At 73.0% G+C, this 14,439-nt stretch carries 9 protein-coding genes; 4 read left to right on the top strand and 5 right to left on the bottom strand.

Going from position 1 to position 14,439, the window contains the following annotated elements:
• Positions 1 to 2: 2 nt before the first annotated feature.
• The 3 genes from ACFWZH_RS29310 to ACFWZH_RS29320 all read right to left on the bottom strand — a co-directional run bounded on the left by ACFWZH_RS29310 (position 3) and on the right by ACFWZH_RS29320 (position 4,580).
• Positions 3 to 1,223, bottom strand: coding sequence for a branched-chain amino acid ABC transporter substrate-binding protein (locus ACFWZH_RS29310; protein ID WP_384437796.1), 1,221 nt, complete (start codon positions 1,221 to 1,223; stop codon positions 3 to 5).
• 481 nt (positions 1,224 to 1,704) lie between these two features.
• Positions 1,705 to 2,178, bottom strand: coding sequence for a PaaI family thioesterase (locus ACFWZH_RS29315; protein ID WP_384437725.1), 474 nt, complete (start codon positions 2,176 to 2,178; stop codon positions 1,705 to 1,707).
• A gap of 116 nt (positions 2,179 to 2,294) precedes the next feature.
• On the bottom strand, positions 2,295 to 4,580 hold the full coding sequence (locus ACFWZH_RS29320) for an FdhF/YdeP family oxidoreductase (protein WP_384437728.1): 2,286 nt from the start codon (positions 4,578 to 4,580) through the stop codon (positions 2,295 to 2,297).
• Between the two features lie 215 nt (positions 4,581 to 4,795).
• Between ACFWZH_RS29320 and polA the strand changes: the two genes are divergently transcribed.
• The gene (polA, locus tag ACFWZH_RS29325) at positions 4,796 to 7,534 is read left to right on the top strand and encodes a DNA polymerase I (protein ID WP_384437730.1); all 2,739 of its coding nucleotides are present in this window, start codon (positions 4,796 to 4,798) and stop codon (positions 7,532 to 7,534) included.
• Between the two features lie 65 nt (positions 7,535 to 7,599).
• Here the strand turns inward: polA and ACFWZH_RS29330 are convergent, their stop codons facing one another.
• Complete coding sequence (locus tag ACFWZH_RS29330; RefSeq protein ID WP_384437733.1) at positions 7,600 to 8,493, bottom strand: DUF4184 family protein; 894 nt, start codon at positions 8,491 to 8,493, stop codon at positions 7,600 to 7,602.
• A gap of 151 nt (positions 8,494 to 8,644) precedes the next feature.
• On the opposite strand from ACFWZH_RS29330, the gene ACFWZH_RS29335 reads away from it, so the two are divergent.
• From ACFWZH_RS29335 to ACFWZH_RS29345, 3 genes are all read left to right on the top strand, one after another.
• The gene (locus ACFWZH_RS29335) at positions 8,645 to 10,465 is read left to right on the top strand and encodes a lytic transglycosylase (protein WP_384437736.1); all 1,821 of its coding nucleotides are present in this window, start codon (positions 8,645 to 8,647) and stop codon (positions 10,463 to 10,465) included.
• A 209-nt stretch (positions 10,466 to 10,674) separates the two neighbouring features.
• On the top strand, positions 10,675 to 10,809 hold the full coding sequence (locus ACFWZH_RS29340) for an SPW_0924 family protein (RefSeq protein ID WP_384437739.1): 135 nt from the start codon (positions 10,675 to 10,677) through the stop codon (positions 10,807 to 10,809).
• An 18-nt stretch (positions 10,810 to 10,827) separates the two neighbouring features.
• The gene (locus ACFWZH_RS29345; RefSeq protein ID WP_384437742.1) at positions 10,828 to 11,838 is read left to right on the top strand and encodes a DUF3068 domain-containing protein; all 1,011 of its coding nucleotides are present in this window, start codon (positions 10,828 to 10,830) and stop codon (positions 11,836 to 11,838) included.
• On the opposite strand, the gene hrpB is transcribed toward ACFWZH_RS29345, so the two are convergent.
• A complete protein-coding gene (hrpB, locus tag ACFWZH_RS29350) occupies positions 11,825 to 14,392 on the bottom strand; it encodes an ATP-dependent helicase HrpB (protein ID WP_384437745.1) in 2,568 nt (855 codons plus the stop codon). The two genes, ACFWZH_RS29345 and hrpB, sit on opposite strands and share 14 nt — an antisense overlap.
• Positions 14,393 to 14,439: the final 47 nt, after the last annotated feature.

The raw sequence follows: 14,439 nt of genomic DNA on the forward strand, positions 1-14,439 counted from the left end.
GGTCAGCTCTTGTCGAACTTCTTGAATTCGGCGCTGAAGCGGGAGGCCCACTTGCCCTTGTCGACCTGGTAGGCGGTGATCATGGTGTTGGTGGTGTCGCCGTACTTGTCGAAGGCGACGGGGCCGGTGACGCCGTCGAAGCTGACCTTGTTCATGGCTTCGGACACCTTCTTGCGGGCGTCGTCGGGCAGCTTGCCGTCGTTGCCGTCGACGACGGCCTTGACGGCCTGGATGAGGGCCCAGGTGGCGTCGTAGGTGGAGCCGCCGTAGGCCTCGTAGGCCTCCTTGAAGCCGGCTGCCTTGTAGTCGGCGATGAACTTCTTGGCGGAGGGGAGTTCTTCGACGGGCTTGCCGACGGAGGAGGCGTAGTCGCCCTGCGCCTTCTTGTTGAGCTTGATGTAGTCGGCGCTGTACATGCCGTCGCCGCCCATGAGGGGGACGGTGACGCCGCCGTCCTTGAGCTGCTGGCTGAGGGGGCCGGAGGCGGGGTATTCGCCGCCGTAGAAGACCAGGTCGGGCTTGGCGGACTTGACCTTGGAGACGACGGCCTTGAAGTCGCGGTCCTCGGGGCTGACGTGCTCGGTGCCGACGATCTTGCCGCCGAGCTTGGTGAACTGGTCCTTGAAGGAGGAGGCCAGGCCGACGCCGTAGGTCTTCTGGTCGTCGATGATGTAGGCCTTCTTGACCTTCATCTTCTCGTAGGCGTACTGGCCGTCGAAGGCGCCCTGCACCTCGTCGGTGGTGGCGGTGCGGAAGTACGTGGGGAACTGGCGGGCGCGCTTGTCCTTGCGCCAGTCGGGGCCCTGGGTGAGGTCGGGCGTGGTGTTCGCCGGGGATATCAGGGTGAGGTCGTTCTGCTTGGAGACCTGCTGCATGGACTGGGCGACGCCGGAATTGAGCGGGCCGACGATGCCGAGGACGTCCTTGTCGCCGGCGAGCTTGGTGGTGTTCTGCTGGCCGACGTTGGGCAGGGCCTTGTCGTCGAGGGCTTCGAGTTTGAAGGTGACGCCCTTGACCTCGCCCGCCTTGTTGGCGTTGTCGACGGCGAGCTGGGCGGAGTTGCGTATGCCCAGGCCGAGCGCGGAGAGCTCGCCCGTGGTGGGGGCATCGAGGCCGATGACGACGGTTGTCTTGGAGCCGTCGCCGCTCTTGTTGTCGCCGCGGGAGCCGCACGCGGAGAGCGTGAGGGCGCCTGCGGTGACTGCGGTGGTGAGGATGAGCAAGGAACGGTGACGCACGATCAGTCCTTTCCCTGGCGCGGCCATGGCTGTCGCGTGGCCGATTCGCCCGCCGGGCTGTACGTGGTACAGGGATGTCCGTCCTCACAGGGAGCCCGGCGGCGCGGTGACTGGCGGTGACTCTAGAGCGGTGTTCGTCGCGTCGGCAGAGGCGCTGACCAGGATGTGACGCTCTTGTTATGACCGGCTACGAGCGTTTCCCCGTCATGCTCCTTACAGGTGGGACGGACGCGGCGCGGAGGATGAACTTGCACTTCCGTGGGTGAATCTGAACCGGGGTGTCGGTATCGCGTCCGGCTATCGGACGTGGTGGGCGCGGCGGTGCCCCGGCCGGCGCGTCGCCCGGTGCGCGGCTTGGGGCGACAGCGCGCGGATGTTACGCAGCGTTACGGATATGCGGACGGCCCCGCTCCCGAAGTGGGGGCGGGGCCGTGGTCGCCGGCGGCGGGGTGCCGTCCGATTTTGGTCAGCCGCGGTAGGCGTCGGTGTCGACGTCGCGCAGCATGCAGGTCAGACGGGCGGTGCAGACCCGCTTGTCGTGTTCGTCGGTGATCACGATCTCGTAGGTGGCGGTGGAGCGGCCGCGGTGTACGGGGGTGGCGACGCCGGTGACCAGTCCGGAGCGGGCTCCGCGGTGGTGGGTGCAGTTGAGGTCGACGCCGACGGCGAGTTTGGTGGGGCCGCCGTGCAGCATCGAGCCGACGGAGCCGAGGGTCTCGGCCAGGACGGCGGAGGCGCCGCCGTGCAGCAGGCCGTAGGGCTGGGTGTTGCCCTCGACGGGCATGGTGCCCACGACGCGCTCCGGCGCCGCCTCGGTGACCTGCACGCTCATCCGCTCGCCGAGGTGTCCGGCGGAGAAGAGGGCGGGCAGGTCGAGGCCGAGGCCCGCCCACTGGTCGAGGATCTGCTGCGGAAACTTCGTGGTGTTCTGCTCGCCCATGCTTACGGCTCCGTTCGCTCGCCCTGATCGTCGTCGATCCGTGCCTGTTCCTATCAGGCCGCTGAGCGGGCGCTCAGCGCGGGGGTTGTCCGCTGCGGTCGGCGGTCCGGCGGCGGTCAGTGCCGGTGGGGGGACTCCAGGCGGATCACCACGGACTTGGCGGCGGGGGTGTTGCTGGTGTCGGCGGTGTGGTCGAGCGGGATGAGGACGTTGGTCTCGGGGTAGTAGGCGGCCGCGCAGCCACGGGCGGTGGGGTAGTGCACGACGCGGAAGCCGGGTGCCCGCCGCTCGCTGCCGTCGGTCCATTCGCTGACGAGGTCGGTGTAGTCCCCGTCGGCCAGGCCGCGTTCGCGGGCGTCGTCGGGGTGCAGCAGCACCACGCGGCGGCCGTTCTTGATGCCGCGGTAGCGGTCGCTCAGGCCGTAGACGGTGGTGTTGTACTGGTCGTGGGAGCGCAGCGTCTGCAGCAGCAGCCGTCCTTCGGGGACGGTGGGGTAGGTGACGGGCGCGGCGGTGAAGTTGGCCTTGCCGGTGGCGGTGGGGAAGCTGCGGCTGTCCCTGGGGGCGTGCGGGAGGGCGAAGCCCCCGGGGCGGGCGACCTTGGTGTTGAAGTCCTCGAAGCCGGGGATGACATGGGCGATCCGGTCGCGGATCGCCGCGTAGTCCTTCTCGAACTCCTCCCACGGGGTGCGGCTGGTCTCGCCGAGGACGCGGCGGGCCAGGCGGGCGACGATGGCCGGCTCGGACAGCAGGTGGGGGCTCGCGGGCGCGAGGCGGCCGCGCGAGGCGTGCACCATGCCCATGGAGTCCTCGACGGTCACGAACTGCTCGCCGCTCTCCTGCAGATCGCGTTCGGTGCGGCCCAGGGTCGGCAGGATCAGTGCGCGGGCGCCGGTGACCACGTGCGAGCGGTTGAGCTTGGTGGAGACGTGGACGGTCAGCCGGGCGCGGCGCATCGCGGCCTCGGTGACGTCGGTGTCGGGCGTCGCGGCGACGAAGTTGCCGCCCATCGCGAAGAACACCTTGGCCCGGCCGTCGCGCAGGGCGCGGATGGCGCGGACGACGTCGAGGCCGTGCTCCCGGGGCGGCGCGAAGCCGAACTCCTTCTCCAGGGCGTCGAGGAAGGCGGGTGCGGGCCGCTCGAAGATGCCCATGGTGCGGTCGCCCTGGACGTTGCTGTGCCCGCGTACGGGGCACACGCCCGCTCCGGGGCGGCCGATGTTGCCGCGCAGCAGAAGGAAGTTGACGACCTCCTGGATGGTGGGGACGGAGTGCTTGTGCTGGGTCAGGCCCATCGCCCAGCACACGATCGTGCGCTGGGAGGCCAGGACCATGGCCAGGGCGCGGTCGATCTCCTCGCGGGTCAGGCCGGTGGCCCGCAGCGTCTCGTCCCAGTCGTCGTCGGCCCGTGCCAGCCGCGCGAACTCCTCGAAGCCGTGGGTGTGTTCGCGGACGAAGTCCTCGTCGACGGCGCCGTCGGTGGCGAGGACCAGGCGGTTCAGGGCGCGGAACAGCGCCTGGTCGCCGCCGAGGCGCACCTGGAGGAACAGGTCGGTCAGGGCGGTGCCGCCGCCGGCCAGGCCGCGGGGGGTCTGGGGGTTCTTGAAGCGCTCCAGTCCGGCTTCGGGCAGCGGGTTGATCGAGATGATCTTTGTGCCGCCGGCCTTGGCCTTCTCCAGGGCGGTGAGCATCCGGGGGTGGTTGGTGCCCGGGTTCTGGCCGGCGACGATGATCAGGTCGGCCTTGTAGAGGTCCTCCAGCAGGACGCTGCCCTTGCCGATGCCGATGGTCTCCGTCAGGGCGGAGCCGGACGACTCGTGGCACATGTTGGAGCAGTCCGGGAGGTTGTTGGTGCCGAATTCGCGGGCGAAGAGCTGGTAGAGGAAGGCGGCTTCGTTGCTGGTGCGCCCGGAGGTGTAGAAGACGGCCTCGTCGGGGGAGTCCAGGGCGGTCAGTTCCTCGCCGATGAGGTCGAAGGCCTGCTCCCAGGGGACGGGGACGTAGTGGTCGGCGCCCTCGGCCAGGTACATGGGGTGGGTGAGGCGGCCCTGCTGGCCGAGCCAGTAGCCGCTGCGGGTGGCGAGGTCGGTGACGGGGTGCGCGGCGAAGAAGTCCGGGGTCACGCGGCGCAGGGTGGCCTCTTCGGCGACGGCCTTGGCGCCGTTCTCGCAGAACTCGGCGGTGTGGGTCTTGTCGGGCTCGGGCCAGGCGCAGCCGGGGCAGTCGAAGCCGTCGGGCTGGTTGACGCGCAGGAGGGTCAGGGCGGTACGGCGCACGCCCATCTGCTGCTGGGAGATCCGCAGGGCGTGGGTGATGGCGGGCAGGCCGACGGCGGAGTGCTGGGGTTCGCTGACCTGGGGTGCGTCCTGGACGGGGTCCGACGCGGGCGGCTTGCCTGCCATGGCGCTCTCCCTTGAGCCGTGAGCTGGTGCTCGCTCCGCCCTGGCGGCGGATCGTTGCGGTGCGCATCAGATCCTGTCACGGACCGGGCCGGGCGTTGTAGGGGCGGTCGCGGGCGGTGCGGGGCGGCGTTTTCGCGGTGCGGGCCGGGCGGGGTGCGGCGGGGGCCGGGCCGTGGCGGCGGGGATTGTCAGTGGGGCGTGGCAGGATCGGGGGCGTGGCAGCAAAGGCAGCGAAGAAGAGCGAAGCGACCGGCACCGAGGCGGCGGCGGGCGGTCGTCCCCGCCTGCTTCTGATGGACGGGCATTCCATGGCATATCGGGCGTTCTTCGCCCTGCCCGTGGAGAATTTCACGACCGTCACCGGACAACCGACCAATGCGATCTACGGCTTCGCGTCGATGCTCGCGAACACTCTGCGCGACGAGGCGCCCACGCACTTCGCGGTGGCGTTCGACGTCTCGCGCAAGACCTGGCGGTCGGCGGAGTTCGCGGACTACAAGGCGAACCGTTCCAAGACCCCCGACGAGTTCAAGGGCCAGGTCGAGCTGATCGGCGAGCTGCTCGACGCGATGCACGTCAAGCGCTTCGCCGTGGAGGGCTTCGAGGCCGACGACGTGATCGCCACGCTCACGGAGCAGGCCACCGCGCAGGGCTTCGAGGTCTCGATCGTCACCGGCGACCGCGACGCCTTCCAGCTGGTCTCCGATGACGTCACGGTCCTCTACCCCACCAAGGGCGTCTCGGAGCTGACCCGCTTCACCCCGGAGAAGGTCTTCGAGAAGTACGGCCTGACCCCCGCCCAGTACCCGGACTTCGCCGCGCTGCGCGGAGACCCGTCCGACAACCTCCCCGGCATCCCGGGCGTCGGCGAGAAGACCGCCACGAAGTGGATCAACCAGTTCGGTTCGTTCGCGGAGCTGGTGGAGCGCGCCGAGGAGGTCAAGGGCAAGGCGGGCGCCAACCTCCGTGAGCATCTGGAGGCGGTCAAGCTCAACCGCCGGCTGACCGAGATGGTGCGCGACGTCGAGCTGCCCTGCGGTCCGCAGGCGCTGGTCCGCGAGGCCTACGACCGCGAGGCGCTCACGGTCTTCCTCAACGCCCTGGAGATCCGCAACCAGGGCCTGCGCGACCGGCTGCACGCCGTCGACCCCGGTGCCGCCGAGGCCGCCGAAGAGGTCGCCCCGGCCGCGGGCGTCGAGGTGGACGGCACGGTCCTGGGCACCGGCGAACTCGCTCCGTGGCTGGCCGAGCACGCCGCCGGCCCGCTGGGCGTGGCCACCGTCGACGTCTGGAGCCTCGGCAGCGGCAGCGTCGCCGAGGTGGCGCTGGCCACCCCCGACGGCCCGGCCGCGTGGTTCGACCCCGCCCAGCTGGACGAGGCCGACGAGCGGGCCTTCGCCGCCTGGAGCGCGGACGCGGCCCGCCCCAAGGTGATGCACAACGCCAAGGGCCTGATGCGGGTCTTCGGCGAGCACGGCTGGCGCATCGACGGCGTCACGATGGACACCGCGCTGGCCGCCTATCTGGTCAAGCCCGGCCGTCGCTCCTTCGCCCTGGACGCGCTGTCCATCGAGTATCTGGGACGCGATCTCGCCCCGGCGGCCGCCGGCGACGGGCAGCTGGCGTTCGGCGCGGACGAGGAGGCAGAGGCGGACGCCCTGATGGGCCAGGCCCGTACGGTCCTCGACCTTGGCGTGGCGTTCGAGACGAAGCTGGCGGAGGTCGGTGCGGCCGAGCTGCTGCGTGACGTGGAGCTGCCGACCAGCGAACTGCTGGCCCGGTTGGAGCGGGCCGGTATCGCCGCGGACCGGGGCTGGCTGGAGCGCATGGAGCAGCAGTTCGCCGGTGCCGTGCAGCAGGCCGTGAAGGAGGCGCACGACGCCGCGGGCCACGAGTTCAACCTCGGCTCGCCCAAGCAGCTGCAGGAGGTCCTCTTCGGCGAGCTGGGCCTGCCCAAGACCAAGAAGACCAAGACCGGCTACACCACCGACGCCGACGCCCTGGCCTGGCTGGCCGCGCAGACCGAGAACGACCTCCCGGTGATCATGCTCCGCCACCGTGAGCAGGCCAAGCTGCGCACGACGGTCGAGGGGCTGATCAAGACCATCGCCGCGGACGGCCGGATCCACACCACCTTCAACCAGACCGTGGCCGCGACCGGCCGGCTGTCGTCCACGGACCCCAATCTGCAGAACATCCCGGTGCGTACGGACGAGGGCCGGGCGATCCGCCGCGGCTTCGTCGTCGGCGAGGGCTTCGAGTCCCTGCTGACGGCCGACTACAGCCAGATCGAGCTGCGGGTGATGGCCCACCTCTCCGAGGACGAGGGCCTGATCGAGGCGTTCACCTCCGGCGAGGACCTGCACACCACGGTCGCCTCCCATGTCTTCTCGGTCGCCACGGAGCAGGTCGACGCGGAGATGCGCCGCAAGATCAAGGCGATGTCCTACGGCCTGGCGTACGGCCTGTCGGCCTTCGGCCTCGCCCAGCAGCTGGGCATCCAGCCCGATGAGGCCCGCAAGCTGATGGACAACTACTTCGAGCGGTTCGGCGGAGTGCGCGACTACCTCCGGCGCGTCGTGGAGGAGGCCCGCGCCACCGGCTACACGGAGACGATGCTGGGCCGCCGCCGCTATCTGCCCGACCTCAACAGCGACAACCGCCAGCGCCGCGAAATGGCCGAGCGGATGGCGCTGAACGCCCCGATCCAGGGCACCGCCGCGGACATCGTCAAGATCGCGATGCTGCGGGTCGACGCGGCGCTGCGGGCAGCGCAGCTGCGGTCCCGGATGCTGCTCCAGGTCCATGACGAAATCGTCGTCGAGGTGGCCCCCGGCGAACGCGAGAAGGTCGAGGAGCTCCTCCGCCGGGAGATGGCCGCGGCCGTCGAGCTGCGCGCCCCGCTGGACGTCTCGGTCGGCTCGGGCAAGGACTGGGAATCGGCGGCGCACTGACCGACCGCGGGGGCCGGGCCGGCTCCGGCCCCCGTTCCGGTCCGCCCCCGGTCCGGGCCCACGGCTCAGCCGCGGACCTGCACGGACCGGCCGGACACACCCTCGCCCCCGGTCGGCCGTGCCCGGCGTGCCCGCCGCTGCAGCAGCCGTACGGCCACGGCGTACAGCGCCAGCCCCACAACGAGGCCCGCGCCTGCGCCGAAGAGCACCGTCGGAATGTAGTTCGGCCAGCTCACGGCGTCGTCGTAGACGGCGTGCGCCCGTAGGGTCCGGTGTGCCGCGCCGAGCACCACGCACAGGGCGATCGGCGCGGTCAGCAGCAGCCGCAGCCCCACGGTCAGCGAGGGCACGGCGCCCGGGTCGGGTGCGGCGGCCACGGCCCCCGCGGGCCCGCCCGCGCCCCGCAGCGCCGACCACCCGAACCACCCCATGGCCACCAGCGCCAGCGCCGAGGTGCCGTACTGCACATACGTCGCCACCGGCAGACCGCCCACGATGTCGTTCAGGCCGGGCACCAGGCGGGTGCCCCAGCGGCCCGGGTGGGTGAAGGCGTCCCACACGACATGGGTCGCCGCCCCGAGCACCGCCGAGACGAGGAACCAGCCCGCCAGCGCGGCGAGTTCACGGGGCCCGCGCGGTCGCCGGGGACGGCCCCGCAGCAGTGTGTGCGTCCGCTCCCGCCAGGCCCGGGGCAGCAGCGCAAGGGCCGGCTCGCGCAACAGCAGCCAGCCGCCGACCAACGCCGCGGTGACCAGGACGTCCACCGTCAGCACGCCGGTCAGCGAGTGGGTGACGTCGCCGAACTCCATGGCGCCCGGCACCGCGGTGTCCGCGTAGTACGTCATGTCCGGTGCGAACGACCCCGCGACGAGCGCCGAGGGGATCAGCGGACCACGGGCCGTGCCATCCCGCCGGATGGCCGGGAGCACGGCGGCGGCATGGCTGAGCGTGAACGGCATGAGCGTCTCCTTGAACGATTCGGATCATTATGTGTCCGATGACGGTGGTAGCTGCCGGGCCCGAGTTGTCGTAGTGTCGCCTGAGTTGACGCGCCGGGGGGCGCGAGACCGCGCGGGCGACGCGGGTCAGGCACAGCGGAGGGGACCACGTATGGCAGCCACATTCCGACGGCGCCTTGTTCGGGGAGCGGCCTCGACGGCCGTGGCGGCCCTGGTGCTCGCCGCCCTGACGGCCTCTCAGGCCCCGGCCGCCACCGAGAGCACGGCCGCCGGGGAGAGCGGGCCGACCCCGCCCCCGGCCGACACCCCCATCGACGGCGGCTCGGCGTACTACACCGATCTGCCGCCCCTCAACAGCCCGGTGCCGCCGAGCGGTTCGCACCGCCCCAAGGACGGCCCCGTCGTCACCGGCCCCGCCCAGGCCGGCATCCCCGCCACCGTTCTGGCCGCGTACAAGAAGGCCGAGTCCCGGATCGACGGGTCCGATCCCGGCTGCCGCCTGCCCTGGCAACTGCTCGCCGGAATCGGCAAGGTCGAATCCGGCCAGGCGCGCGGCGGAGCGGTCGACGCCGAGGGCACCACCCTCCAGCCGATCCTCGGCCCGCAGCTCAACGGCCACGGCTTCGCGCGGATCACCGACACCGACGGCGGCCGCTACGACGGCGACCTCACCCATGACCGTGCCGTGGGCCCGATGCAGTTCATCCCCTCCACCTGGTCCAGCGGCGGCCACGATGGCGGCGGTTGGGGCGCCGACGGCAACGGCGACGGCAAGAAGGACCCCAACAACGTCTTCGACGCGGCGCTCGCCGCCGGCCACTACCTGTGTGCCGCCGGCCGCGACCTGTCGACCCCACAGGACCTCGACCGCGCGATCCTCGGCTACAACAACTCCGAGGAATATCTGCGGACCGTGCTGTCCTGGTACGCCTTCTACCGCACCGGCACCTACGAGGTGCCGGACGGCAAGGGCGTACTCCCCGTCCAACGGGGCGGCAACGGCGCGCACGGCGGCGACCGGACCGAAGGGCGCACCGGCAAGGGCCACGGCCGGGGCACCGGCGCCGGCCACCACCCAGGCAAGCTCGAGCCGCACGGACCCGGCAAGCCCGAGCCGGACGGCCCCGCCGCACCGAAGCCGCACGGACCCGCCAAGCCGGACAAGCCCGCCGAGCCCGGCGGCACCGACTCCGCACCGGGCGGCACGGACCCCCACAAGCCCGGCCCCAAGCCACCCACCGAGCCCGCCCCGCTCACCGCCCTGGTACGGGTCGGCGACAAGGACGTGAGCGCCACCGCGGGCACCGAGTTCGCCGCATCGCCGCGGGTACGGGCCGAGGACGCGGCGGGCAAGCCGGTCGCCGGCGCCCCCGTCCGCTTCACCCTCCCCGCAGCCTCCGGTGCCCGTTTCCCCGACGGCGCCACCGCCGTCACCGTCACCACCGGCAAGGACGGCCTGGCCACCGCGCCCACGCTGCACGCGGGCGACAAGGCCGGCGCCTTCACCATCCGGGCGACGGCCGTCGCCCGCACCGTGCCCGCCGTCGCCTTCGGCGCCACCGTCGAGGCGGCCCCGGCGCCGAAGGCCGACCGGCTCGCGCGCACCTCGGACAAGGAGCTGACGACGACCGCCGGCCAGGCGTTCGAGGCCGGCGCGGTCGAGATCAAGGCGACGTACCAGGGCAGGTTCGCGGCGGGGGTGCCGGTCACGGCGACCCTGGTCACCGACGACCCGGACAAGCCCGTGGAGAACGACCAGGGCCCCTACTTCGAGAACCCCGAGGCCACCGGCGACGACAAGGGCAAGCCGGTCCGCACCCGCACCGGGCTCACCACGGACGCCGACGGCCTGCTGAAGCTCCCGAAGATCGGCACGGACACCCACACCGGGACGTTCCTGCTGCGGCTGACCACCGCGGACGGCGCCGTACTCACCGTCGAACTGAAGGTCACCGCACCGGACGGCGCCTGACCGCGGCCGGCCCCCTGGACCGGGCCGGCACCCGCCCGGCCCGGCGCCGCCGTCCCGCCCTCCGTCCGGGGCGGGACGGCGGCGCGCCACGTCCTGGAGTGAAACGTGTTCTCATCTCGGCCGCCCGTTGCTACGGTGCCCCCGCCCTGACGCCGTCGAGGATCCGGGGATCCCCCCGGACACGCACCGCAGCTCCCGGGAGGCCGGCCATGCGCGCCCTGACAGCAGCCGCGATCGGACTGGCCGCGGCGCTCGCTCTCCTCTTCACCATGACGGCGATCGGTGCGCCCAGCGGCACGACCTCCCCCAAGCCGCTGCTGACCACCGTCCCCGAGCACCCCTGAGGGAGGGACGCCGCCGTCATGCGCCGCACCGCCAGCCTGGTACTGCTCGCCTTCGCCGTCTTCTTCACCGCCCTGTCCCCACTGATGCGGTGGTACGCCTTCCCGCGGCTCGCCAAGATCCCGCCCGGCCAGTACCAGGACATGGTCCTGGAGGCCAGGCCCGCCACCCTCGTCAACTACGGCACGATGAAGGCCGAGCAGGTCCCCAAGGTCACCATCGTCCAGACCCTCAAGGGCGACGTCGCCGCCTCCGACCGCATCGAGAAGACCGCCGGCCGCGACGTCGTCGTCTGGGACGCGCTGTCCTACGTCGCCGGCCCCGACGGCAAGATGGTCTCCCAGATCCCCGAGCGCTACATCTTCGACGCCCACTCCCAGGAACCCGTGCACGCCACCGGCGAGATGGTCGACGGCGACCCGGTCCGCCGAACCGGCATCGAGTACAAGTGGCCGTTCCTCACCGAGAAGCGCGACTACACCTACTTCGACGCCCAGACCCGCACCTCGGCGCCCATCCACTACAAGGGGACCCGCACCTTCCGCGGCCTGGAGGTCTACTACTTCGAGCAGACCATCCCCTGGACGAAGGTCCCGCTCCCCAAGAAGATGCCGGTCAAGGGCATCACCCCGCAGGCCGTCGCGAAGATGGGCACCACCCGCTGGTACAGCACCAAGCGGATGTTCTGGGTCGACCCGGTCACCGGCGCACCGGTCAACGGCGAGGAGATCCACAAGGAGGAACTGCGCGGCGGCGACCTGCTGCCCGGCGGCGGCAAGGTCACCGCCTTCGCCGGCCATGTGAAGATGCGCGCCGACTACGTCGACTCCACCGTCGACCTGGTCACGTCCCAGCGCACCCTCGTCCTGCTCCTCACCAGCTACCTGCCCTGGGGGTTCCTGGTCCTGGGCGCGGCGCTGCTCGCCCTGAGCCTGCACCTCGAAGCCCGCGGCCGCCGCCCCGGCGCCGGACCGGCCCCCACCGGCCGTGCGGCCCCCGCCGCGCCGGACACACCGCTCAGCCCCGCTTGAGCCGCGCCGTCGTGTGCCGGGTCGGCTGCGCGGTCGTCGGGTCCTCCGGCCACGGGTGCTTGGGATAGCGCCCGCGCAACTCCGCGCGCACGGACCGGTACCCGCCCTTCCAGAAGGAGGCGAGATCGGCCGTGACGGCGGCCGGACGCCCCGCGGGGGAGAGCAGATGCACCAGTACGGGCACCCGTCCGCCGGCCACCCGCGGCGACTCCTGCCAGCCGAACAGCTCCTGCAGCTTCACGGCCAGCACGGGCTGCTCCCCGCCGTAGTCCACCCGCACCCGCGAACCGCTCGGCACCTCGATCCGCTCCGGCGCCAGCTCCTCGAAGCGGGCCGCGTCGCCACTCGCCCAGGGCAGCAGCCGGGCCAGCGCCTGCCCGGCGTCGATCCGCTCCAGATCGGCCCGCCGCCGCGCCCGCCCGAGTTCGGCCCCGAGCCAGTCCTCGGCCCGCTCCAGCAGCGCCGCGTCCGACACATCGGGCCACGGCGCCCCCAACGCCCGGTGCACGAACGCCATCCGCTGCCGCAGCGAGACCGCGGCGGGCGACCACCGCAGCAGGCCGGGCCCCTCCCGCCGCAGCCCCGCCTCCACCGCGTCCCGCAGCCGCCCCGCACCGGGCGCGGTCAGCGGCCGCGACGCCAGCTCGATCGCCCCCAGCCGAGTCACCCGCCGGGCCACCACGTCCCCGTCCGACCAGCGCACCTCCTCGTCCGAGGAGTACAGCGCCCGCGCCGCCGCACAGGCCGTCCCCTCGTCGATCACCGCCGCCAGTTGCACCCGGGCCGACACCGCGGCCACCGGACGGTCCGCCACCGCGACGGCCAGCCACGCCGCGTCCCGCAGCCGGGAACCGCCCCCTCCGGCCCGCGGCCCCGCCCCCGCACCCGCCAGCTCGGCACCGGTCCCCGACGCCATGAGATAGCTCCCGGCGCCACGCGACCTGGCCACCCGCTCGGGGAACGCCAGCGCCGCGATCAGACCGGCGACCGCGTCGTCGGACGCCGGCCCCCCGGCGCCGGCGCCCCCGTCCGTCCCCGGCTCCGCGCCCGCCGACGCCAGCCGCCGCGCCTCCTGCCGCCACCGGGCGGCGTACGCGTCGCCGCCCCGCCGCGCGCTGCGCCATGCCTCCGCCAGATCGTCCCCGTAAGCCCGCGGCGGCTCCTCGCTCAGCAGGGCCACCACCTCCGCGGCACGCCGTACGCCCACCTCGGGTGCGCCGTCCAGCAGGGCGCGGGCAAGCCGGGGATGCAGTCCCACCCGAGCCATCCTGGCGCCCCGCCGCGTCGCCCGGCCGTCCTCGTCCACCGCGCCGATCGCCGTCAGCACCTCCCGCGCCGCGGCCAGCGCCCCGGCCGGCGGCGCGTCGAGCAGCGCCAGACCGCTCGCCGCCGGATCGCCCCAGCAGGCCGCCTGCAAGGCGAACGCGGTCAGGTCGGCCACCTTGATCTCCGGCTCGGGGAACGCCGGCAGCCGCCCGTCCTCGGCCTGCGACCAGCAGCGGTAGACCACACCGGGCGCCTCGCGCCCCGCCCGGCCGGCCCGCTGGCGGGCCGCCGCCCGCGAGGCCCGCACGGTCGCGAGCGCGCTCAGCCCGCGCGCGTGATCCATCCGCGGCACCCGCGCCAGCCCGCTGTCCACCACCACCCGCACCCCCGGCACGGTCAGGCTGGACTCCGCCACGGAGGTCGCCAGCACCACTCTGCGCCGGTCACCGCCCCCGGCCAGCACCGCGTCCTGCACCTCGGCCGGCGCCCGCCCGTGCACCTGCAGCACCTCGGCGTCCACCCCGGCCAGCTCCCCGGCGACCCGCCCGATCTCCCCGACACCGGGCAGAAAGCACAGGACGTCACCCGACTGCTCGCGCAGCGCCCGCCGAACCACGCCCGCCACATGCGTCAACAGCGCCGGATCCACCCGCATCCCGTGCGCCGGCCGTACCGGCCGCTCCGGTGGCGCCCACACCCCCTCCACCGGATGCGACACGCCCGCCGCCTCGACCACGGGCGCCGCCCCCTGGGAGCCGCCCAGCAAACGGGCCCACCCCTCCGCGTCCGTCGTCGCCGACGCGGCCACCAGCCGCAGCTCCGGCCGCAGCGTCTCGCGTACGTCCAGGAGGAAGGCCGCACAGGTGTCGGCGTCCAGATGCCGCTCGTGGCACTCGTCGAGCACCACGACATCGACCCCGGCCAGCTCCGGATCGCGCTGCAGCCGCTGCAGCAGCACACCGGTGGTCACCACCTCCACACAGGTCCGCGGCCCGGCCCGCCGCTCCCCGCGGACCGTGAATCCGACCTGGTCACCGACCTTCTCGCCCAGCAGCCAGGCCATCCGCCGCGCCGCGGCCCGGGCCGCGATCCGCCGCGGCTCGGCGACCAGTACCCGCCGCCGGGGCCCCGTGCCGGTCAGGCCCGCGAGCTCCAGCGGCACCAGCGTCGTCTTGCCGGTGCCCGGCGGGGCGCACAGCACCGCCGCACCGGCCTCCTCAAGGGCGGCGCGCAGCGCGGGCAGCGCGGTCCGTACGGGCAGCTGGGCGAGGGCGTCACGGGCGATCACGCCCCCAGTCTGCCGCCCCGGCCTCCGGTGCCGGCCCGGGTGCCCCC

The organism is Streptomyces sp. NPDC059008 (genome assembly GCF_042749045.1).
Taxonomy (GTDB): domain Bacteria; phylum Actinomycetota; class Actinomycetes; order Streptomycetales; family Streptomycetaceae; genus Streptomyces.

Excerpts from the sequence above, each read along its gene's own strand:
- ACFWZH_RS29330 (WP_384437733.1), bottom strand. The coding sequence starts at position 8,493 with ATGCCGTTCACGCTCAGCCATGCCGCCGCCGTGCTCCCGGCCATCCGG.
- ACFWZH_RS29345 (WP_384437742.1), top strand. The coding sequence starts at position 10,828 with ATGCGCCGCACCGCCAGCCTGGTACTGCTCGCCTTCGCCGTCTTCTTC.
- ACFWZH_RS29315 (WP_384437725.1), bottom strand. The coding sequence starts at position 2,178 with ATGGGCGAGCAGAACACCACGAAGTTTCCGCAGCAGATCCTCGACCAG.
- ACFWZH_RS29340 (WP_384437739.1), top strand. The coding sequence starts at position 10,675 with ATGCGCGCCCTGACAGCAGCCGCGATCGGACTGGCCGCGGCGCTCGCT.
- ACFWZH_RS29320 (WP_384437728.1), bottom strand. The coding sequence starts at position 4,580 with ATGGCAGGCAAGCCGCCCGCGTCGGACCCCGTCCAGGACGCACCCCAG.
- ACFWZH_RS29335 (WP_384437736.1), top strand. The coding sequence starts at position 8,645 with ATGGCAGCCACATTCCGACGGCGCCTTGTTCGGGGAGCGGCCTCGACG.